Genomic DNA, 20,207 nt, shown 5'->3' with positions numbered 1-20,207 from the left:
CGTTCATTCCGCCCTCGCAGCCGATTCGCCAACTTCGCTGTCCACGATCTCGCCCTCGGCGGAAGACAGCAGATATTCTTCGTCGAAGCTTCGATCCGTCTTCACCAGATCGAACAACATCCAGAAAGCGAGAGCACAGGCGACCGCCCAGGCTCCCCAATTCATGAACAAGACCACGTTGGAACTCCTTGTTCGGGACTGAGCAAAGGCTTCCCGGCTTAGCGGGACGCGGCGGTGCTACCGCGCTGAATTCGAGCGAGAGAATTTCTCAGCGATGACCTCTTTGTATTCCTTGTTCGAGTAAACGAACATGAATACGAAATATCCGACGATGATCGCGAAGGTTATGATCAGGGCGGTGATGTTGAAGTCATAGTCGAACCGGGTGCCGATGATCGGCGCGGCCTTCTCAGGGGTGAACCCGAGTTTCGTCCATTGCTCGACCATCGTCGCGTTCTGGCCGAGATCCTGCCAAGTCGGGTTCGTGTAGTCTTTCGTCGAGGTGCCGCTGCCAGCGAGTTTCAGCCAGAGTGGCAGGTAGAGTGTAATGAAGACCAAGACTAGCATCAGGACAGCATCGAAGATTTGGCCGCCGATGGGCTGCTTCGGAGGCTCGTAGGGCGTCTTCATCAAGCAGCTCCCTTTGTACGCCGCGCTTCCCGAGCGCGGTCGAGATAGTAGATGTCAGTGCCGTAGATCGAATCCCGGTCCTCGCCATAGTGCTTGATCATGGCCACGACGGCCGCGGAATTCAGGAATACGACGATGAGCCCGAGGGTCGCCATGATTGGCAGGATGTGACTCTCCGCGAACACGTCGCGCATCATCCAGAAAGTAAAGCCGTAGACGAGCCAGACGACGAAGACTGCAAAGCTGGCAGCTGTTCGGTCGCGATTAAACATCGCGTCGATGCGGGGATCCCGATGCATCACGGCGTCCTTCCTTCCCTATCGGCTATTCCTTGAAGGAATGCCGTATTCTTTGTAGGAAATATTCTGCCTTCAACGCGGGCCTGTCAACACGCAAATGGCACCCGACCGCATCATTGTGCAGAATTTTGCGAAAAACCCGTATGCTGCTGAAACCACTGACGAAATATCGATGCGTCAATACTTGGTGAGGCATGTCGGGCCGAGTGTCCAGCACCGATGCGTTCGCCGTTACGGGCGGTTTCGGATTGAGTCCTATGAAGGGTCGATGGGCAGCCGTTGGAGATTCGAGCGCTGCCGACTCGGCTGACATTTCAAAGAAAACTCCCCATCGGCAAGCGACCGGGGAGTTGGATCAGACGTTCAATTCCCGACAGCATGATCTGCCGGGAATTGCTCCGAGGCCGTAATCGCTTTGGAAGAAAGCATTCGCTCTTAGAACGTAAAGCCGGTCTCGATCATGAAGCGGTCCTGGCTTCGCACGTTGCCGGTGCGGCCCAAGCCTGTGCCGAGCGTTCCGAGGGCCAAATTGCCGATCTGGATGTCGTAAAGGTCGACGTGCGAGTACTCGCCGCGGACAAAGAAGCGGTCGAAGTTGAAGGTCGGCGTGATGGTGTAAGAAAGCGCCGAGCTGCCTGCACCGTAGAGCAGATTGTTGACGCCGGCACTGTTAAATCGGCTGCCGTTCTGAGCGATGTATTCGACACGCCCGGCGAGCGAGAACCAATCTGTGAAGCTGTAGGCTGCGAGAATCGCGGCACCGTAGGTCTCGGCACCGGGATTGCCGATACTGAGATCACGCTCGACACTGGTGTACTGAGCGTAGGGGGTGATCGTCCAAGGGCCGTTCGCGTAAGTATAATTCACGCTGACGATGCTGCTGTTCTGCAGCGTGTTCGGCGTCGCATACTGAAACTTCGAGCCACGCTCGAGGCTGTTGAACCGGCTGAAGTGCGTGCCGCCGTTGATGCCGATGGTATTGTTGTCATCGAGCTTGTAGGTCACCAGGCCCGTGACCCAGTTTAGCTCACCCGAGAAGAAACCATCGGTGACGGCAATCGAGGCGTTCCACGGGCCGCTCGAATAATTGGCCTGCACGCCCTGGTTCAGGAAGATCTCCTGGTTGAACAACAGGCCGCCCGAGATGTTCATGCGCTGATACGTGAACAACCCTTCCGAGCCGATATTGCCGAACATCCGGCCACCCTGGACCGACCATTCGTCGTTGATCTGGTACTTGCCGTAGGCGATCGGCACGGGTCCGAAGAACAGCGAGTTCTGATCGAACGAGGAGTAGAGCGGGAAGCCGAGCAGTGGGAACGAGTACAGTCCGGCCTGGACGTAGAACTGGAAAGGCCCATCCGCCTTCTGGATCGTGGCCATCAGGTTGGTGAAATCGACCCGGTTCTGCTCGTCACGGCCCGTATTGAAGGGCAACGGAAATGTCGCGGAGTTCGGGCTGAACGGGGGCGAGAAGTTATAGGCCACTCCCGACACGGCGCCGCCGATATAGAGATCGCCAATCGGCGATTCAAAACAGGCTGGGTTCGGGTTTGCCTTGATGGTCGGACCATAGGCGGGGGTCGAGATCGTCGCCTTGCAGTGCTCGGGTGGAGCGGGAACTGGGGTCAGCGTGGCAGAGGGTATGTCGGCAGCGGAGGCGGACCCTGCGGCCAGCAGGGCGAGCACGGTCGTCGTGGCGCGCATCGTCGTCTTGAATGCCATGTCGAACCGGCCCCCCTAGTTTTTTCTGCGGCCGCTCGGCGCGGCCAAACCGACGTCATGTCGCGGCTGGAAAGGCACCCAGGCGACAACCTCGGCAGTATCCTGCCAAGAAACATTCGAGCTCAAGCAGAAAAATTCGTCGTTGCAGGATCAGTGGGGATTTCGGGTGACGATGTACCAATCGTGCAACGGTCGCACTTTGGGGTCGCTAGGTTGAGTTAAATAGATCTCAGGAATCAATCGAACGCACTGCAGCAAAGTCTTTGCTGCAGTGCGTCTTGTCTTGTGGCGGACGAATCTCCCCGGCCCAATTCGGCACCGGGCGGCCTAGCCGCCCGGCAAGGTTCGGCTCCTCAGCAATCAAGGGTGTTATTGCGCTCCCACTCGGTCAGGTGGCCGCAATAACAGTTCCACTCGTCCTGCTTGAGCTTGAGGTAGCTCGGCACGAAGGAGCCGAAGGCCTCGTTCAGGACGCTGCTCTTCTCCAGAGCACGCATCGCGTCGAGCATGTTCAGCGGAAGCCGCTTCACGCCCTCGAGGTTGTGACCCTCGGTGTACATGTTGATGTCGAGGCGTTTGCCCGGGTCGCGCTCCTGCCGCATGCCGTCAAGCCCGGCGGCAAGGATGCCTGCCTGCAGCAGATAGGGGTTCACCGCACCGTCTGGGAGCCGGAACTCAAAGCGGCCGCCACCCGGCACCCGGACCATGTGCGTCCGGTTGTTGCCCGTATAGGTGACGGTGTTCGGCGCCCAGGTCGCTCCCGAAGTCGTGCGCGGGGCGTTGATGCGCTTGTAGGAATTCACCGTCGGGTTGGTGATCGCCGCGAGCGCGTCGGCCGAATGGATCAGGCCGCCGATGAAGTGATAGCCGATCCGCGACAGGCCGATCTCGTCCGACTTGTCCTTGAAGACGTTCTCACCATCCCGCCACAGTGAGACGTGCGCGTGACAGCCCGAGCCGGTCAGCTCCAAGAATGGCTTGGGCATGAAGGTCGCGCGAAAGCCGTGCTTCTCGGCAATGGAGCGGGTCATGTATTTGAAGAAGGCGTGACGGTCGGCGGTCACGAGCGCATCGTCATAGTCCCAGTTCATCTCGAACTGGCCGTTCGCGTCCTCGTGGTCGTTCTGGTAGGGGTTCCAGCCGAGCGCGATCATGGCGTCGCAGATTTCTGCGATGACGTCGTAGCGGCGCATCAGGGCGGACTGGTCGTAGCAGGGCTTCATCTGCTTGTCGGCCATGTCGGCCGGTTCGCTACCACAGGGCGTGATCAGGAAGAACTCCGGCTCGACGCCAGTCTTCATCTGGTAGCCGTCCTGCGCGGCCTCCTTGATCAGGCGCTTGAGGATATTGCGCGGGCCCTGATCGACAGGCTTGCCGTCCATGTAGAGGTCGGCGGGCAGCCAGCCCACCTCGGGCTTCCAGGGCAGCTGGATCAGGCCATCGGGATCAGGCACTGCGAGCAGGTCGGAATCGGCAGGGCTCATGTCGAGCCAAGTCGCAAAGCCGGCGAAGCCTGCTCCATCCTCGCAACAGGTCCTGATTTTGGATGCTGGCACGAGCTTGGCGCGCTGCGTGCCGAACAGATCAGTGTACGAGACAAGAAAATATTTGATCCCGCGCTCTTTGGCGGTGATTTCGAGATCTGTTGCCATCGCTAAACCCTCCCAAGGGCTGATGAATGCTTGTGGCCTGTCAGCAAGTAGCCTGCCAACAAAAAGGGCCGCCCCCGTTCAGGGCGACCCTCGATGTTTCTAGAGACCGGTCTTGCCCGGAACCCAGTTGGTGCCGGCCAGCGGAACCTGCGCCATCGCCGCGGCTTCGATGGTCAGAGCCACCAGATCCTCCGGCTCAAGGTTGTGCAGGTGGCTCTTGCCCGCGGCGCGGGCGATGGTCTGAGCTTCCAGCGTCATCACCGCGAGGAAGTTGGCCAGACGGCGCCCGGCGAGCTCCGGATCGAGGCGTTTCATCAGTTCCGGATCCTGGGTGGTGATGCCGGCCGGATCCTTGCCCTCGTGCCAGTCGTCATAGGCACCGGCAGTGGTCCCGAGCGCCTGGTACTCGGCTTCCCAGCGGGGGTCGTTGTCTCCGAGCGCGATCAGGGCAGCGGTTCCGATGGCAACTGCATCGGCACCCAGCGCCAGAGCCTTGGCGACATCGGCTCCTGAGCGGATACCGCCCGAGATGATGAGTTGCACCTTGCGGTGCATGCCGAGATCCTGAAGCGCCTGCACGGCCGGACGGATTGCAGCGAGCGTCGGGATGCCGACATGCTCGATGAACACGTCCTGGGTGGCCGCGGTGCCGCCCTGCATGCCGTCGAGCACCACGACGTCGGCGCCGGACTTCACGGCGAGCGCCGTGTCGTAATACGGCCGCGAGGCACCAACCTTCACGTAGATCGGCTTCTCCCAATCCGTGACCTCGCGCAGCTCGCCGATCTTGATCTCGAGATCGTCGGGGCCGGTCCAGTCAGGATGCCGGCAGGCCGAGCGCTGGTCGACGCCCGGGGGCAGGCAGCGCATGCCGGCGACACGCTCGGTGATCTTCTGGCCGAGCAGCATGCCGCCACCGCCGGGCTTGGCGCCCTGCCCGATCACCACCTCGATCGCGTCCGCCTTGCGCAGATCGTCAGGGTTCATGCCGTAGCGCGATGGCAGGTATTGATAGACCAGCGTCTTCGAATGCCCGCGCTCTTCCGGCGTCATGCCGCCGTCGCCCGTGGTGGTCGAGGTACCGGCGATGGTTGCGCCGCGGCCCAGAGCCTCCTTGGCGTTGGCCGAGAGCGAGCCGAAGCTCATTCCGGCGATCGTCACCGGCGTCTTCAGCTTGATCGGCTTCTTGGCGAAGCGGGAGCCGAGGATAACCTCGGTGCCGCACTTTTCGCGATAGCCTTCGAGCGGGTAGCGGCTGATCGAGGCGCCGAGGAAGAGCAGGTCGTCGAAATGCGGCACGGGCCGCTTCGCGCCGGCGCCACGGATGTCGTAGATGCCCGTCGCCGCAGCGCGGCGGATCTCGGACATCACGTCGGGCGTGTAGGTCGCGGAGAAGCGGGGCTTGGTGCGCGGGGTGCCGCGCGGATCCTTATGATCGGCCATCAGTAGGCTCCGGCGTTGTCGACGTGGAAGTGGTAGAGGGTGCGGGCCGAGCCGTAGCGCTTGAAGTCCGAGGGATCGACTTCGCCAGCAAGGCCGGCATTCTTCAGCTTGGCGTAGAGCAACTCGCGGTGCTCATCCTCCATCGGCTTCTCGATGCAATCTGCACCGAGGCTGGCGACTGACCCACGCACGAAGAGCTTCGCCTCGTAGAGGGAGTCGCCGAGTGCCTCACCGGCATCACCGAGAACGACGAGCGAGCCCGCCTGAGCCATGAAGGCCGACATGTGGCCGATCGACTTCTTCACGACGATGTCGATGCCCTTCATCGAGATGCCGCAGCGAGCACCGGCATTGCCGTCGATGAGGAGAAGGCCGCCATGGGCGGTGGCGCCAGCCGACTGGCTGGCATCGCCGCGGACATGCACGAAGCCGGAGATCATGTTCTCGGCGACGCCCACGCCGGCATTCCCGTTGATGAGAACGCTGGCCTGCTTGTTCATGCCGGCGCAGTAGTAGCCGACGATGCCTTCGATCTCGACGGTGATCGGCGCATCGAGGCCGGCGGCGATGGCGTGACGGCCCTCGGGATGGTTGACCGTCCAGTGGGTCTCGTTGGTGTCGGACCGCAGCGCGTGCAGAGCCTGGTTCAGGTCACGCAGGGGGCTGTTGTTCAGGTCGAATGTTGGCATCAGTGGCGCTCCCACGCATAGACCTTGGCAGGCTCCGGCTCGAAGACGCGCGCGTTCTCGATGCCTGGAAGACCGACGAGAGCGCGGTACTCCGAGCCGAAGGCGACATAGTCGTCCGTCTCGGCCATGACGGCCGGCTTGCAGGCAATCGGATCGCGAACCACGGCGAAGCCGTTTTCGGTGCCGACGACGAAGGTGAAGAAGCCGTCGAGATCCGTGAGGCTCGATTCGAGTGCCTCCTTCAGCGAGGCACCCTCGCGCATCCGCCAGGACAGGTAGCCGGCAGCGACCTCGGTATCGTTCTGCGTCTTGAAGGTCAGGCCCTCGCGCTGCAGCTTCCGGCGCATGCCGTTATGGTTCGACAGTGAGCCGTTATGGACGAGGCACTCGTCGAGGCCCGTCGAGAACGGGTGCGCGCCGTTGGTGACGACGGCGCTCTCCGTTGCCATGCGGGTGTGTCCGATGCCGTGGCTGCCGGACATGCTGGCGAGATCGAAACGCTCGGCCACGGAAGCCGGCAGGCCGACCTCCTTGTAAATCTCCATGCGCTTGCCGGCGCTGACGACATCGATGCCGGGGGCGTTCTCCTTGAGCCAGGCGCGAATCTTGGTCTCGCGCTCGGCCGGCACGGAGAGCACGGTATGCGTGTCGCGCGCGGTCTTGGCGAAGGAGCGGTCGAACACCGACTCAAGCTGGGAGATGGTCTCGGCCAGAGCTGCCTGATCCGGGCCACGCAGGGTGAGCTTCACGCCCTCGGTATCTGAGCCGTAGACTGCGATACCCGCGCTATCGGGACCGCGATCGGTCATCGTCTCAAGCATATCCGACAAAAGCTTGCCGAGCTGTGGCTCAAGATTTGGATTCTTTAAAAACAACCCGACAATACCGCACATCGCAAGTTCCTTATTGATCAGGAGCGCAGGATATTGCTCGCATACCGCAAGAAGTTCGTCAACTGAGGATCAACAAAATTTCCTGGTACGAAATAGAGCCCGAAGGGTGCAGCCGAAAAATGGACGATCGAGCCTTCTTCGGCGGGCTTCGGGCGTCGCGTTTCCTGCATCGACGAACGCGGCATTGATGCGCGTCGGGCGTGGCATGCTTGCACAGGCCAACACCGCCCAACTCCGCGAATGCGTCGGAGAGATTGCCAACCACGCAAAACGCGGCAACATCTTGCCGGGTATGGGCGGGTGACCTTCTCTTTGCGAAGGATAATTTCTCGAAGGGAAAATGAATGTCAAGCGCTGAAATCATACTGCCGTGCAGCAAGAACTGCCGTTTGCAAGGTCGGTAGGCGGATGACGAATGTTTTATCATCCGCCGCCGCGATTGTAGGCAAGCTTCGCGAGCGAGCGTCTTCTCACGAAGTTCCGCACTTATCATGTAGTTCGTTATGGGGGTGCCCGCGTTAGCAGTTTTGGTTCGCGGTAACGTATGAGAGACGCACAACTCGTTCGCGACCCTCGCTGAAGATGCGAACGGTCACACGAATATTGATTCTTGCAGTGCACACATTGATGGGCCGCCCGACTGCGCCCATCCATGTGAGAATGAGGCGAGTGGTTTCTCCCAGATGAAGAGTCGCGTGCCGAACCAGCCTCCGCAGGAACGCATCCTGAACACGGCCTCAAATGCGCCGGTCGAGGACAAGCGAGATCTGGAGAAGGCACTGGGCCATCAGATCCGTGCGCTTCGCCGTGAGCGCGAACTGTCCGTCGCTGACCTCGGGGCCGCCGCTGGCATCTCGCCGGGCATGATTTCGAAGATGGAGAACGGGCAGATCTCCCCTTCCCTCGCCTCGATCAATTCGGTGGCCAATGCCCTCAACGTACCGATTACAGCCTTGTTTTCTGCCTTCGAGGAGCGCCGCGACTGCTCCTACGTGAAGAAGGGTCAGGGCGTGGTGATCGAGCGTCGCGGTACGAAGGTTGGTCACATCTACGAACTTCTCGGCGCCGGCCTGCGCGGGGAGCTGATCGTCGAGCCCTATTTGATTACTCTAGAAGATGCCGCCGAAGCCTATACGGGCTTCCGGCATGGTGGCATCGAGTTCATCTATATGCTGGCCGGTGAGGTCATCTACCGCCATGCCGACCAGGAGTACCATCTGACGCCTGGCGACTCTCTGATGTTCGATGCCGAGGCGCTGCACGGACCGGCAAAGCTCCTGAAAAAGCCTATGACCTATCTGGCGATCATCTCCTATCCGCGCGCCTGATACTGGTCGGAGTTTGCTGTTTCACACGCTTTCCCGGCATTGCGAACGGGCAAGGCGTTGCAGATCGTGGTCGCGCTGGCCGCGTTTTAGCCGCGGATAAGCGCACGTGCGCCTCCTGATGACGGCTGTAGAGCTGGCATAAGAGACGAGTTCGTCTTCTTGAGGAACATGCACTTCGTCGCTTGTGTTTCCCTCAGGGAATGATAGTTTCTTTTTGTGATTGAAGCGTCGGTGCGGGCTGCTCCTGATCACGATTTCTCCCATGTACTCAAGGCTTCGCCGACACTTGTTCGGTGAAGCCCTTTTCTGTCGGGAGATCCTTGCACGCTCTCAGAGAGCTGAGCGGCTTCGCAGCATTCAGGTCGACTGCCGCGGGTAGATGATCACGGCGATGTATTTGATAGGCGGCTGGATGATCTGCACCGGTCCATGAAGACCGGCCGAGTCGAACATCAGTGAGTCGCCCGGCAGCAAACGATAATCGTGGTTCGCGTGGCGGTAGATGATCTCGCCGCTCAGCATATAGATGAACTCGATCCCGGCATGGCGAAAGCTTGTATAGGGAACGGCGTCGTCGGTCAGATCGATCATGTAAGGCTCGACGACGATGTCGCCGCCGAGCGCCGCTCCCAAGAGTTCGTAGATGTGCCCGACCTTGGTGCCCCGGCGCTCAATGATGAGCCCCTGCCCGCTCTTCACGTGTGAGCAGTCGCGCTTTTCCTCAAAGGAGGAGAACAGCGATGTGAACGGCACGTTGAGTGCGCCGGCGATGGCGCTGATGGTCGAGAGCGAAGGAGAGATTTGCCCGTTCTCGATCTTCGAGATCATGCCGAGCGAGACGCCGGCCGCATTGCCGAGCTCGGCGGCCGAAAGGTCGTGCGCACGCCGCAGCATGCGGACCTGAGATCCAATCGCCTTTTCCAGTGACTTAGCGCTTTCCTGCGGCGCGCTCGATCCCGTCGAGAGATCGAGCCCCTGGTTCGCGGCAGAAACCTTGCTGATCTGCGCCATCGGAAGCTGCCTCAGTGCGCTGGGTCGGCCGGTCGGATCGAGGCCGACACGGAGGTCAGTGAGCAGGCCCCTGCTCGACCTCGTAACCGAACTCGGCGGCGGCTTCGGTCAGCCAGGACCAGAAGCTGCCGGCGAAGCTGCGGGCAACTGCGACGTCGTAGGTGGGGACGTCGTCGAGCTGCCAGAGCTGGGCGCCGATATGGGCGATACTGGTCGCCGCCGTCTGCCCGGCCTGGAAGGCACGCGGATGCAGGTCGACGGCGACGCCCTTCTCGAGCACCGTCCTGGCATTGCGTCCAGACACCCGCACGACGGCCCGTCCGTCGCTCTGATCCGTCACGGCAGCGACGCCGCGGAAAGCCTGGGGCAGGTCGCGCAGGGCCTCGCGCGTCTCGGCGACAGCGAGCCACTGGCCCGGGGCAGACCAGACCAGGCCCCGGTCGCGGAAGAGCTGCGCCCTCCCCGGCTCGGGCAGCGTCCAGCCATACCGCTCGGAAACAAGGGCGCGCAGGGCGTCCGTCTGTCCGTCGGCGACGATGACCGTCGCCAGCCCGATGCCGTCGCGCAGGGTCAGCCGGACACCGGCCTCGCCCTGTGTGCGGCCGTGACGACCGGGCTTCGCGTAGCCCGCCCAGGCGCTGCGTGGGGCCCACATGCTCGCAATTGCCTCAGACATGCATCTTGCTCCCCTCGGGATCGACGAAGACCGCCGAACAGATCTCGACCTCGAAATCCTCGCCCCGCACCGGATCGTAGGCGCGGACGTGCTCGCCGATCCGCTGCGGACCGCGGCTGATGAAGCCGATCCCGATCCAGTGGCCGTTGCTCGGCGAGTAGGCGACGGAGCTCAGGAAGCCCTGATCCGCTTCGAGGCTCGGCGTGGCATCGAGCGCGATGATGTGCGCGCCGGCCCTGAGACGCTTGGATCTGTCGACCGGACGGACCCCGACCAGGGTCGGACGATCCGGCTCCGTCAGGCCGGGACGGTCCTTCATCAGGCGGCCGATATAGTCCTTCTTCTTGGCGAGCATGCCGCCGAGGCCGATATCGGCGGCCGTCGTCATTCCGTTGATCTCGGCTCCGGCCGCGTGGCCCTTCTCGATGCGCATGACCGAGAGGGCTTCCGAGCCGTAGGGCGTGATGCCGTGCGGTGTGCCGCTCTGCATGATCGCCCGCCAAAGCGCGTCGCCATAGGCCGCTGGGACAGCGATCTCGTAGGCGAGCTCACCCGAGAACGAGATCCGGAACAGCCGCGCCGGGATGCCGCCGCCGACGGTGATGTTCGCGCTGGCGAGGAACGGGAATGCCTCGTTCGAGATGTCGAACTCGGGGTCCACGACCCCGCGCAGGGTGTCGCGAGCCTTGGGGCCGGCGACTGCGTACTGCGCCCATTGCTCGCTGATCGAGGCGATCTGGACGTCGAACTCGGGCCAGAGCCACTGCCGGCAGAACTCCATATGTTGCATCACCTTCGCCGCATTCGCGGTCGAGGCTGTCATCACGTAGTGGTTCTCGCCCAGGCGAGCGATGGTGCCGTCATCGAGGACGATCCCATCCTCGCGCAGCAGGATCGCGTAGCGCGCCTTGCCAACCGGCAGGCTACCGAACGGATTGGCCGTGAACTTTTCCAGGTAGGCGAGCGCGTCGCGCCCCTGGATGTCGATCTTGCCCAAAGTCGTCACATCGCAGATGCCGACCTTCGAGCGGACTGTGTTGACCTCGCGGTTCACGCTCTCGAGCCAGTCCTTCTCGCCGGCCCGCGGAAAGTAGGCCGGACGAAGCCACAGGCCGGTCTCGACGAAGACCGCCCCGTTCTCCTCGCACCAGGCGTGCGAGGGCACGTGCCGGGTCGCGCGGAAATCCTTGCCGCGGTGATGGCCGGCCAGCGCACCGAGTGCCACCGGCGTGAAGGGGGGGCGGAACACCGTGGTGCCGACGCTCGGGATCGCCTGGCCGGTCAGCTCGGCCATGATTGAGAGGCCGGCAAGGTTCGAGGTCTTGCCCTGGTCGGTTGCCATGCCGAGGGTCGTGTAGCGCTTGAGGTGCTCCACGGCCCGGAAGCCCTCGCGATGGGCCAGCTCGACGTCGGAGGCGGCGACGTCGTTCTGGAAGTCGACGAAGGCCTTGCCCTTGATCCGGGGCGACCGCCAGAGCGGCGTATAGCCGGTGCTCTCCGGCTCCGTGCCCGGAACCGGGTAGAGCTTCCGCTCGAAGCCGCAATGCTGTGCCGCGTCAGCGGCCGCTTCCGCGCCCGTCGCAAGGCATTCCGCCAGGGTGAAGCGCCCTGCCGCCGCGCCCGCCGCTACCATGCCCTGAGGCATCGCTGCCGGGACGAAGGCATGGATGTCCTCGTTCCAGACCGGCTTGCGCGACAGGTGCGAGTCGAGGTGGACGATCGGATTCCAGCCATTGGCCATGGCCAGGCAATCGCAGGCGATGGTCTGCGCGCTGCCATAGGAATCGACGACCTCGATCGCCTTCAACCGGAGATGCCCACGGGTCCCCGCGACATAGCCGTCGGTAACGACGGTGGCGCCCGCGCTCTCGGCTGCGCGACGCAGCTCGTGCGGCACCGACCGGCGCGTGTCGATGACGGCCGCGATCTGGCCGCCGGCGGCGAGCACGTCGGTCACCGTGCGCCAGCCATCGTCGCTCGAGGTGACGACGGCGATCTTGTGGCCTGGCAGGACGCCGTAGCGGTTGATGTAGGCGCGAACCGCGCCGGCCAGCATGACACCCGGCCGGTCGTTGCCGCCGAAGACATGCGGACGCTCGATCGCACCGGCGGCAAGAACCGCGCGCTTGGCGGTGATCCGCCACAACCGCTGGCGCGGCGCATGTGCGCCGGGAACCGGGAGGTGGTCGCTCACCCGCTCGACGGCGCCGTAGGAGCCGTGGTCGTATACCCCAAACAGCGTCGTGCGCGTCAGGATGCGAACCTCCGGCAGGCTGATCAGTTCGTCGAGAGCCGCTGCGGCCCACTCGACGCCGGCCTGCGAGCCGATCCACTGGTTCTCGGCGAGCAGACACCCACCGAGTTTGAAATCCTCGTCCACGAGGATGACCCGCGCCCCGGCACGCCCAGCGGTCAGCGCAGCCGAGAGACCGGCAGGGCCGCCGCCAATGACGAGCACGTCGCAATGGGCATGCATCCGGTCATAGGTATCCGGGTCGGGCGCATTCGCGGCGCGTCCGAGGCCAGCGGCCCGGCGGATCATCGGCTCGTAGAGCTTCTCCCAGAAGGAGGCCGGCCACATGAAAGTCTTGTAGTAGAAGCCCGCCGCGAAGATTGGCGCCGCCAGCGCATTGATGCCGAGCGCGTCGAAGGCGAGCGACGGCCAGCGGTTCTGGCTGTTCGCTTCCAGGCCTGCGTAGAGCTCGGCGACGGTGGCGCGGGTGTTCGGCTCGCGACGCGCGCCGGAGCGCAGCTCGACGATCGCGTTCGGTTCTTCCGAACCCGCCGACAGAATGCCGCGCGGGCGATGGTACTTGAACGAGCGCCCGACGAGATGGACGCCGTTGGCGAGCAGCGCCGAGGCCAGCGTGTCGCCCTGGAAGCCCTTGTACGAGGTGCCGTCGAAGCTGAAATCGAGGAGCTTGCGGCGATCGACGAGGCCGCCTCTCGCGACCCGGTAGGCCTGGCTACGCTCCGGGGTCTCCGCGGCGATATCCGCGTCGGACCGCCTGAGAGTCATCGTGGTCATGCGGCGTCTCCCGTGTGGCGGGCCAGCGCGACGTCGCGGGCCGAAGACACGTCACGGATCTCGTGGGTGCGGGTATCGCGGGTCACGACGAGCCAGCTTCGGCAGCCGGCGCCGTGGTACCAGAGCTCGCGGTGCAAGCCGGCCGGGTTGTCGCGCAGGTAGACGTAGTCGTGCATCGCCTCGGCCGAGGCGTTCATGCCGTCGGGACGAACGACCGTTGCGTCGCCCAGGTAGCTGAACTCGCCGTTGTCACGCTCGCCGCAATGGGGGCATCGAATGCGCATGGGACTGGCTCCTCGGAGTGCTCTCCGCCGAAGTGGCCGCCGGTTCGGCGAAAGAGAGCACGACAAAACAATGGCTTAGAGCCGTGCCCGACCTGTCGGGCGCGGCTCTAGTGCAGGTTCGGCTGCGCGCCCATGCCCTTCTCGTCGATGAGATGGCCGGTCGCGAAACGGTCGAGGCGGTAGGCGGCGCTGACGGGATGGGGCTCGTCGCGGGCAATGGTGTGCGCGAAGCAGAAGCCCGCAGCCGGGGTGGCCTTGAAGCCGCCGTAGCACCAGCCGGCATTGAGATAGAGGCCGCCGATATCGGTCCGGTCGATGATCGGCGAACCGTCCATCGACATGTCCATGATGCCGCCCCAGTGGCGCAGCAGCCGCACGCGGCCTAGGCCCGGCCAGAGGGCCATGCCGCCCTCCATCACGTCCTCGATCGTCGCGAGGTTTCCGCGCTGGGCGTAGGAATTGTAGCCGTCGATATCGCCGCCGAAGACGAGCCCGCCCTTGTCGGACTGGCTGACGTAGAAGTGGCCGGCGCCGAAGGTCATCACGCAGTCGATCAGCGGCTTCAGCCCCTCGCTGACGAAGGCCTGCAGCACGTGGCTCTCAATCGGCAGCCGCATATCGACCATGGAGGCGAGCAGCGAGGACGAGCCGGCCACCGAGATGCCGATCTTCTTCGCGCGGATGAAGCCGCGGCTGGTCTCGACGCCGACCACCCGGCCATTCTCGCGGGCGATGCCGGTCACGGCGCAGTTCTGGACGATGTCGACGCCGCGCTCGTCCGCCGCTCGGGCATAGCCCCAGGCCACCGCATCGTGGCGCACGGTGCCGCCGCGGCGCTGCACGAGGCCGCCCTTCACGGGGAAGCGGGCATTATCGAAATCGATGAAAGGCACCATCTGCCGGACCTGCTCGCGGTCGAGCAGTTCCGCATCGATGCCGGCGAGCCGCATGGCGTTGCCGCGCCGGGCATAGGCATCGCGCTGGCCGTCGGAGTGGAACAGGTTCAGGACGCCGCGCTGGCTGACCATCGCGTTGTAGTTGATATCCTGCTCCAGGCCTTCCCAGAGCTTCATCGAGTGCTCGTAGAAGGGGATGTTGCCCGGCAGGCCGTAGTTGGAACGGATGATCGTCGTGTTGCGCCCGACATTGCCGGAGCCGATCACGTTCTTCTCGAGCACGGCAACGTTCGTGATGCCGTGCTCCTTGGCGAGGTAGTAGGCCGTCGCGAGCCCGTGGCCGCCGCCGCCGATGATGACCACGTCGTACTCGGTGCGCGGCACCGCATCGCGCCATTGCGGCTTCCAGTCCTTCTGGCCGCGTAGAGCTTGGCCGAGAACGCTGAAGAGCGAGTAGCGCATGGAGATCCCCGTCGCCGGTCGTGATCGTATGTCACAGCCTTGATACTGCGCTCCACGGGACGCATCCTGGCATTTCATGACAGGTTTCCAGCAAAAAGCGCAAAAATGAGCACGCCTTCTGCCGCCAGTCGCGTCCGGCCCGGCCGCAAGCCGCCTCGCATCGAACCCCGGGCGCCGATCAGCGTCGGGTTCATCCTGGTGCCAGACTTTCCGCTGATGGCGTACAGCGCGGCCGTCGAACCGATGCGGGCGGCCAACACGCTGTCGGGCTGCACGCTGTACGAGTGGTGGCACGCCGCGCCCGGCGGCGGGACGGTGCGCGCCTCGAATGGCATCGACATTCTCACCAATGTCGAGGTCGGCTCCGCCAAGCGCGGTACGGACCGGGTCTTCGTCTGCGCCGGGGGAAACCCCGCCACCTTCGTCGACCCCGATCTCTTCGCTTGGCTCCGGGCACTTGCCCATGGCGGAGCGACGATCGGGGGGATTTCAGGCGGCCCCTACCTCCTTGCCCGGGCCGGCCTTCTCGATGGCCGCCGCTGCACCCTGCACTGGGAGCACGTCCCGGCCTTCGAGGAGAGTTTTCCCGGAATAGACGTGGTCCGCTCTCTCTTCGAGGTCGAGGACAAGCGGGTGACCTGCTCAGGTGGCATCGCTGCCCTCGACATGATGCTGCACCTGATCGAACGCGATCATGGGCCTGGGCTGGCCGCAGGCGTGAGCGACTGGTTCCTCCATAACCAGATCCGTGAGGGCTTGAGCCCCCAGAGAATGGACCTGCGCATGCGGTTCGGCGTGCGCGATCCGCGACTGCTGAGAGTTCTCGCCGCCATGGAGGGAAACCTCGAGGCACCGCTGTCGAAGGAGGCGCTAGCCGGGCTCGCGAACGTTTCGACCCGCCAACTCGAACGCCTGTTCCGAGACTTGATGAATCGCAGTCTTCACCGCCACTATCTCGACCTAAGGCTCGACCGCGCCCACCAGCTCCGTCGCGAGAGCAGCCTCTCGGCCGCAGAGATCGCTGCTGCCACCGGTTTCCTGAACTCGGATGAACTCACCCGCGCAGAGCGGCGCCGGCGCGACCTAGCGGCGGAGAGCTAATCACCGTCGGGTGTCCACGAGCGCTCACATGGAAGAAGCGTAGCGCGCGTGGATCCATCTTTGCTGGACGACAGCTCAATCGGGGACTGGGAGCCCGAGGCGCTGCAGTGCGAGGCAGGCTGCGCGACCTGCGGCCGCCATCTCTTTCACGCCGATGTCCGCAGCGGACGTTCCTCCATGATCGTCAGGAAGACGAGCGCGAGGACGAGGCCGATACAGGCGGCGGCGAATATCAGCCGAAACGTCTCGGCGAGACGTGCCGCATCACTCCCATGGATAAGGCTCGCGATGCCGTGACCCGCGGCGGTCTCGCCCCCTGCCGCCCCACCGAGGACGATCGTGCCGAACACGGCGACGATCAGGGCGCCGCCGAGCGAACGGAAGAAATTCATCGATGCCGTCGCGATGCCGAGCTGGTGCCTCTCCACGGTGTTCTGGATGGTAATCGTCGACAGCGGCAGCACCGTGCCGATGCCCATGGAGAGCAGCACGAACAGCGCTTCGATCAGCCAGAGCGAGAGGGCCGCGCCCTTCATGGCGATGACGGCGCAGCAGACGCAGCTCACCGCGAGCATCGCGATCGGCACGCGCTTGTAATGCCGGAAGTACATCATCGACCGGCTCGACATCGTCGCGCCGACGACGGTTCCGACCATGAGCGGCACCATCGCGACGCCGGACCGGCTCGGCTCCATTCCGAGCACGCCTTCGAGGAAGAGCGGCACGTAGATCGTCAGGCCGATCAACGTGCCCATGGCGAAGCAGGCCGACAGCGTCGCCGTGTAGACCACCTGATCCTTGAGCACGTTCAACGGGATCAGGGGCTCGGCGGCCGTCATCAGACGCGCCACGAAGCCGCCGCTGGCGAGCGCCCCAAGGGCGAGCAGGCCGATGACGGGCGCCGAGTTCCAGGGATAGCTCACACCGCCCCAGTTGAGCGCCAGCATCAGCGCGCTCGAACCGACCACGAGCAGAACCGAACCGGCATAGTCCAGCCGGTGCCGGCGCTCGTTGCGCGGCAGCAGCTTCAGCTTCGCGTTGGTCAGCCAATAGGCGAGCAGGCCGATCGGCAGGTTGATCCAGAAGATGAAGGACCAATGCAGGTGCTGGGCGAGGAACCCGCCGAGCAGGGGGCCGGCCAGCGACGACGTGACGAACACGCTCGCGACATAAACCTGGTAGCGCGCCCGCTCCTTGGGCGAGAGGATATCCGCGAGAATGGTCTGAGCCAGCGCGATCAGACCGCCTCCGCCGATGCCCTGCAGGCCGCGCGCGAGTGCCAGTGCGATCATGCTCGGGGCGAACGCGCAGAACATGGACCCGATGCTGAAAGTCGAAATGGCAATCAGCAGCATGACGCGCCGCCCGTGGATGTCGCTCAGCTTCCCGTAGAGCGGCGTCACGGCCGTCGAGGCGAGGAGGTAAGCCGTTACAATCCAAGGCAGATTCTCGACGTCGCCGAGTTCCCGCCCGATGGTCGGCAAGGCGGTGGCCACGATGGTCTGATCGAGGGCCGCAAGCAGCATGGCAGCGATCAACCCGAAAAGGATCGAGCGGATCTCCGCCGGGCTGAGCGCCGGCCGGAGGTGATGCGGTGCGTTCAAGTCGGTGCAGCCTCGTTGGGCATGAGAAACCTGGCCACCCCTCCCCGGCTTAATTCATGGGGCGCAGCAGGCGGTTGGGCCCAGTGTTGTCTGGACGATTACTCGTGGAGTGCGAGGCTCTTAGCATACTGGCCAGCTCTGGCCACATACCGTTCGGCAAGGGCGCGCAGATCCTCGGCGCTGGCGGAATCGAGGTTGCGGATGGCCTTCGCCGGCATACCGACGATCAGGCTGTTATCCGGAAACTCGGCGCCCTCCTTCACAAGCGCATTGGCGCCGACGATGCAGTGTCGGCCGATCCGGGCCCCATTCAGTACCGTGGCTCCCATGCCAATCAGCGAATTCGCGCCGACCGTACATCCATGGACGATCGCTCGATGACCAACGGTGACTCCGGCGCCGATGGTGAGTGGGAACCCGGGATCCGAGTGCAGGACGGCTCCGTCCTGAATGTTGCTACCTGCGCCGATCCGCATCTCCTCGTTGTCACCGCGCAGGACGGCTCCGAACCAGATGCTCGCGCCGGCGCCAAGGCGCACGCGGCCGATCACATGGGCGCCCGGAGCGATCCAAACGGTCTTGTCTTCGAGGACCGGTACGATGTCGTCGAGCGAGTAGAGCGGCATGGGCATATCGTTCGCAGGTCAAGCGGGCAGGATTGCCATGACCTCTAAGCTAGTGCTCGATTGGATCCAGCGCAGAGTCGGCGTCTTGGGTCCTTGCAGGCAACGAGTAACGGCCAGGCGCGAGGCCGTGCTGGTCTGGGCTTCGACGCGGACGGCACTACCCGCGCGATCAAGCTACCGCGGTCAGATCCTTCAAACAGCGGTACCATGCCGCTCAGCCGTGGCTCCGAGGCTAGGATCGAACGATGGCAGACACGGATCGCTTCCTCGCAGGTTTCGAACTTCGCGACATTGACGCGAACGGCATCCGCATCCACGCCGCCGTCGGCGGCTCGGGACCGCCCCTGCTGCTCCTGCACGGGCATCCGCAGACGCATGCGACTTGGCACGCTGTCGCGCCGAAGCTCGCCGAGCGCTTCAACGTCGTGGCGATGGACCTGCGCGGCTACGGCGACTCGGACAAGCCCGAGGGTGGCGAGCGGCACGTGAACTATTCCAAACGCGCGATGGCAGCCGACGCCGTAGCACTCATGTGCGCCCTAGGCCACGAGCGTTTTTCGCTGGTCGGACATGACCGTGGCGGCCGCGTTGCTCATCGCCTAGCGCTTGATCATCCGCAGACCGTCAGCCGGATCGCGGTATTCGACATTGCTCCTACGGCAACGATGTACGAGCGCACCGATAAGGCCTTCGCCACCGCCTACTTCTGGTGGTTCTTCCTGATCCAGCCCGCGCCACTGCCGGAACGGCTCATCGCGGCCGATCCGGAATTCTTCCTGCGCACCCATGTCGAGGGCCAATCGAAGACGCCAGGATCTCCCACGCCGGAGCTCTTTGCCGAGTACCTGCGCGTCTACAGCGATCCGGCGACCCGTCACGCCATCTGTGAGGATTATCGAGCTGCGGCGACGATCGATCTGGAACACGACGCGGCCGATGCGGATAAGCGGATCGAGATACCTCTGCTAGCGCTGTGGGGCGCGAAGGGCACCGTCGGGCGCACCTACGATGTGCTGGCGACTTGGCGGGACAAGGCGCGCGACGTTCAAGGTCACGCGCTGGATTGCGGACACACCTTGCAGGAGGAGCGCCCGGACCTCGTCTTGGCCGCGCTTGAGACCTTTCTGGTCAGCTAGGTCGCTGAAATGGCCGCGCTCGGCACACCTGAAGTCCATCGCCGGATGATCACCATCAACGCGCCGGCCAACTCAATCTGAACGGTGAAAACTCAGTACCGTGAGGGGCGATGATGCCATCGACCAGATCGTCGCATCCCATGCGCAGTACTGCAGATTTAGATGTCTAAATGTGCAGCTCAGTATCTTCCGGAGCCCGCGCAACTTAGTCGCGCCTGTATTCGTGGCGACCGAGACTATACAGCGTGCAATCGTTGGACGCCGCCGATCGAGAGGTCCAGCAAGCCCGGTGTTCACAATTTTATAGGAGTGGCGCGCCAATCAGAATAAAACTGCGAACACATATGTCATTGATATTGCTAGATAAATAGTAAGAGAAGTCCGCGCCACCCCGGATCTCGGAGATTGAAAGACAACTGACCGGGCGCGTTTAAGGGCTGGCTCCGGCCGAATGTAGCTAGGCTACCTCTAGGCTTTGACCGGAGAGGATTGGGCATTCCTGAATTGGCTGTGGTCGACGCACTGCGCCGCTCTTGGTCGATCACGGGCTGCCTGGAATCAGTCATTTGCCAGACGGCTGTCTGACCGCTCAGCGCCCATCGCCGCCGTTCAGCGAGGGTCAGCACCTTTCCGGAAGCGGACACAGATGCCGTATGCTCGTTGACCGGGTTGGGTGGATGTTTGCCAGTCCGCCGTCCGTCGCCAACTTCAATAAGTGGACAAT

At 63.6% G+C, this 20,207-nt stretch carries 18 protein-coding genes; 3 read left to right on the top strand and 15 right to left on the bottom strand.

From position 1 onward, the window contains the following. Nucleotides 1-3: 3 nt before the first annotated feature. The 8 genes from MGN01_RS23535 to MGN01_RS10840 all read right to left on the bottom strand — a co-directional run bounded on the left by MGN01_RS23535 (nt 4) and on the right by MGN01_RS10840 (nt 7,331). Nucleotides 4-177, bottom strand: coding sequence for a hypothetical protein (locus MGN01_RS23535; RefSeq protein ID WP_170245935.1), 174 nt, complete (start codon nt 175-177; stop codon nt 4-6). Nucleotides 178-237: 60 nt separating this feature from the next. Next, nucleotides 238-630 carry a hypothetical protein gene (locus MGN01_RS10870; protein WP_147046636.1) on the bottom strand — a complete coding sequence of 131 codons (393 nt, stop codon included), beginning with the start codon at nt 628-630 and terminating at the stop codon, nt 238-240. Continuing rightward, on the bottom strand, nt 630-929 hold the full coding sequence (locus MGN01_RS10865) for a hypothetical protein (RefSeq protein ID WP_147046635.1): 300 nt from the start codon (nt 927-929) through the stop codon (nt 630-632). Before MGN01_RS10865 ends, MGN01_RS10870 begins: the two co-directional genes overlap by 1 nt. Before the next feature lie 435 nt (nt 930-1,364). Then, nucleotides 1,365-2,654, bottom strand: coding sequence for an outer membrane beta-barrel protein (locus tag MGN01_RS10860; protein WP_147046634.1), 1,290 nt, complete (start codon nt 2,652-2,654; stop codon nt 1,365-1,367). 353 nt (nt 2,655-3,007) lie between these two features. Next, nucleotides 3,008-4,306 (bottom strand): type III glutamate--ammonia ligase, encoded by a 1,299-nt coding sequence (gene glnT / locus MGN01_RS10855; RefSeq protein ID WP_147046633.1) that lies wholly within the window; start codon nt 4,304-4,306, stop codon nt 3,008-3,010. A 99-nt stretch (nt 4,307-4,405) separates the two neighbouring features. Further along, nucleotides 4,406-5,749 (bottom strand): FMN-binding glutamate synthase family protein, encoded by a 1,344-nt coding sequence (locus MGN01_RS10850; RefSeq protein WP_147046632.1) that lies wholly within the window; start codon nt 5,747-5,749, stop codon nt 4,406-4,408. Beyond that, nucleotides 5,749-6,438: a GltB/FmdC/FwdC-like GXGXG domain-containing protein gene (locus MGN01_RS10845; RefSeq protein WP_147046631.1), complete on the bottom strand. Its 690-nt coding sequence runs from the start codon at nt 6,436-6,438 to the stop codon at nt 5,749-5,751. The genes MGN01_RS10850 and MGN01_RS10845 overlap by 1 nt, the downstream gene beginning before the upstream one ends. Beyond that, nucleotides 6,438-7,331 carry a class II glutamine amidotransferase gene (locus MGN01_RS10840; protein ID WP_147046630.1) on the bottom strand — a complete coding sequence of 298 codons (894 nt, stop codon included), beginning with the start codon at nt 7,329-7,331 and terminating at the stop codon, nt 6,438-6,440. The genes MGN01_RS10845 and MGN01_RS10840 overlap by 1 nt, the downstream gene beginning before the upstream one ends. Nucleotides 7,332-8,053: 722 nt before the next feature. Between MGN01_RS10840 and MGN01_RS10835 the strand changes: the two genes are divergently transcribed. Next, on the top strand, nt 8,054-8,659 hold the full coding sequence (locus MGN01_RS10835; protein WP_147046770.1) for a helix-turn-helix domain-containing protein: 606 nt from the start codon (nt 8,054-8,056) through the stop codon (nt 8,657-8,659). A 357-nt stretch (nt 8,660-9,016) separates the two neighbouring features. Here MGN01_RS10835 and MGN01_RS10830 read toward each other — a convergent pair whose 3' ends face one another. The 5 genes from MGN01_RS10830 to MGN01_RS10810 all read right to left on the bottom strand — a co-directional run bounded on the left by MGN01_RS10830 (nt 9,017) and on the right by MGN01_RS10810 (nt 15,016). Next, nucleotides 9,017-9,670 carry a helix-turn-helix domain-containing protein gene (locus MGN01_RS10830; RefSeq protein ID WP_147046629.1) on the bottom strand — a complete coding sequence of 218 codons (654 nt, stop codon included), beginning with the start codon at nt 9,668-9,670 and terminating at the stop codon, nt 9,017-9,019. 55 nt (nt 9,671-9,725) lie between these two features. Next, nucleotides 9,726-10,346, bottom strand: coding sequence for a sarcosine oxidase subunit gamma (locus MGN01_RS10825; RefSeq protein WP_147046628.1), 621 nt, complete (start codon nt 10,344-10,346; stop codon nt 9,726-9,728). Beyond that, a complete protein-coding gene (locus MGN01_RS10820; protein ID WP_147046627.1) occupies nt 10,339-13,374 on the bottom strand; it encodes a sarcosine oxidase subunit alpha family protein in 3,036 nt (1,011 codons plus the stop codon). Before MGN01_RS10820 ends, MGN01_RS10825 begins: the two co-directional genes overlap by 8 nt. Next, complete coding sequence (locus tag MGN01_RS10815; protein ID WP_147046626.1) at nt 13,371-13,658, bottom strand: sarcosine oxidase subunit delta; 288 nt, start codon at nt 13,656-13,658, stop codon at nt 13,371-13,373. The genes MGN01_RS10820 and MGN01_RS10815 overlap by 4 nt, the downstream gene beginning before the upstream one ends. Nucleotides 13,659-13,765: 107 nt before the next feature. Continuing rightward, nucleotides 13,766-15,016, bottom strand: a complete 1,251-nt coding sequence (locus tag MGN01_RS10810) for a sarcosine oxidase subunit beta family protein (protein WP_147046625.1) — start codon at nt 15,014-15,016, stop codon at nt 13,766-13,768. 105 nt (nt 15,017-15,121) lie between these two features. Here MGN01_RS10810 and MGN01_RS10805 point away from each other — a divergent pair, with 105 nt between their 5' ends. Next, nucleotides 15,122-16,117, top strand: coding sequence for a GlxA family transcriptional regulator (locus MGN01_RS10805; RefSeq protein ID WP_147046624.1), 996 nt, complete (start codon nt 15,122-15,124; stop codon nt 16,115-16,117). A 146-nt stretch (nt 16,118-16,263) separates the two neighbouring features. On the opposite strand, the gene MGN01_RS10800 is transcribed toward MGN01_RS10805, so the two are convergent. Both MGN01_RS10800 and MGN01_RS10795 read right to left on the bottom strand, forming a co-directional pair. Next, nucleotides 16,264-17,721, bottom strand: a complete 1,458-nt coding sequence (locus tag MGN01_RS10800) for an MFS transporter (protein WP_147046623.1) — start codon at nt 17,719-17,721, stop codon at nt 16,264-16,266. Between the two features lie 98 nt (nt 17,722-17,819). Continuing rightward, on the bottom strand, nt 17,820-18,347 hold the full coding sequence (locus MGN01_RS10795) for a gamma carbonic anhydrase family protein (RefSeq protein ID WP_147046622.1): 528 nt from the start codon (nt 18,345-18,347) through the stop codon (nt 17,820-17,822). A 245-nt stretch (nt 18,348-18,592) separates the two neighbouring features. Here MGN01_RS10795 and MGN01_RS10790 point away from each other — a divergent pair, with 245 nt between their 5' ends. Beyond that, nucleotides 18,593-19,483 carry an alpha/beta fold hydrolase gene (locus MGN01_RS10790; protein WP_147046621.1) on the top strand — a complete coding sequence of 297 codons (891 nt, stop codon included), beginning with the start codon at nt 18,593-18,595 and terminating at the stop codon, nt 19,481-19,483. The last annotated feature ends 724 nt before the right edge of the window (nt 19,484-20,207 follow it).

Source organism: Methylobacterium gnaphalii, from assembly GCF_007992215.1.
Taxonomy (GTDB): domain Bacteria; phylum Pseudomonadota; class Alphaproteobacteria; order Rhizobiales; family Beijerinckiaceae; genus Methylobacterium; species Methylobacterium gnaphalii.
Note: the sequence above shows the minus strand (reverse complement) of the source record. Positions and strands in the feature narration are given on the sequence as shown.

Coding starts and splice junctions, on each gene's coding strand:
- MGN01_RS10815 (WP_147046626.1), bottom strand. CDS start 13,658: ATGCGCATTCGATGCCCCCATTGCGGCGAGCGTGACAACGGCGAGTTC.
- MGN01_RS10870 (WP_147046636.1), bottom strand. CDS start 630: ATGAAGACGCCCTACGAGCCTCCGAAGCAGCCCATCGGCGGCCAAATC.
- MGN01_RS10840 (WP_147046630.1), bottom strand. CDS start 7,331: ATGTGCGGTATTGTCGGGTTGTTTTTAAAGAATCCAAATCTTGAGCCA.
- MGN01_RS10795 (WP_147046622.1), bottom strand. CDS start 18,347: ATGCCGCTCTACTCGCTCGACGACATCGTACCGGTCCTCGAAGACAAG.
- MGN01_RS10865 (WP_147046635.1), bottom strand. CDS start 929: ATGCATCGGGATCCCCGCATCGACGCGATGTTTAATCGCGACCGAACA.
- MGN01_RS10845 (WP_147046631.1), bottom strand. CDS start 6,438: ATGCCAACATTCGACCTGAACAACAGCCCCCTGCGTGACCTGAACCAG.
- MGN01_RS10820 (WP_147046627.1), bottom strand. CDS start 13,374: ATGACCACGATGACTCTCAGGCGGTCCGACGCGGATATCGCCGCGGAG.
- MGN01_RS10830 (WP_147046629.1), bottom strand. CDS start 9,670: ATGGCGCAGATCAGCAAGGTTTCTGCCGCGAACCAGGGGCTCGATCTC.
- MGN01_RS10790 (WP_147046621.1), top strand. CDS start 18,593: ATGGCAGACACGGATCGCTTCCTCGCAGGTTTCGAACTTCGCGACATT.
- MGN01_RS10810 (WP_147046625.1), bottom strand. CDS start 15,016: ATGCGCTACTCGCTCTTCAGCGTTCTCGGCCAAGCTCTACGCGGCCAG.
- MGN01_RS10850 (WP_147046632.1), bottom strand. CDS start 5,749: ATGGCCGATCATAAGGATCCGCGCGGCACCCCGCGCACCAAGCCCCGC.
- MGN01_RS10860 (WP_147046634.1), bottom strand. CDS start 2,654: ATGGCATTCAAGACGACGATGCGCGCCACGACGACCGTGCTCGCCCTG.
- MGN01_RS10805 (WP_147046624.1), top strand. CDS start 15,122: ATGAGCACGCCTTCTGCCGCCAGTCGCGTCCGGCCCGGCCGCAAGCCG.
- MGN01_RS10825 (WP_147046628.1), bottom strand. CDS start 10,346: ATGTCTGAGGCAATTGCGAGCATGTGGGCCCCACGCAGCGCCTGGGCG.
- glnT (WP_147046633.1), bottom strand. CDS start 4,306: ATGGCAACAGATCTCGAAATCACCGCCAAAGAGCGCGGGATCAAATAT.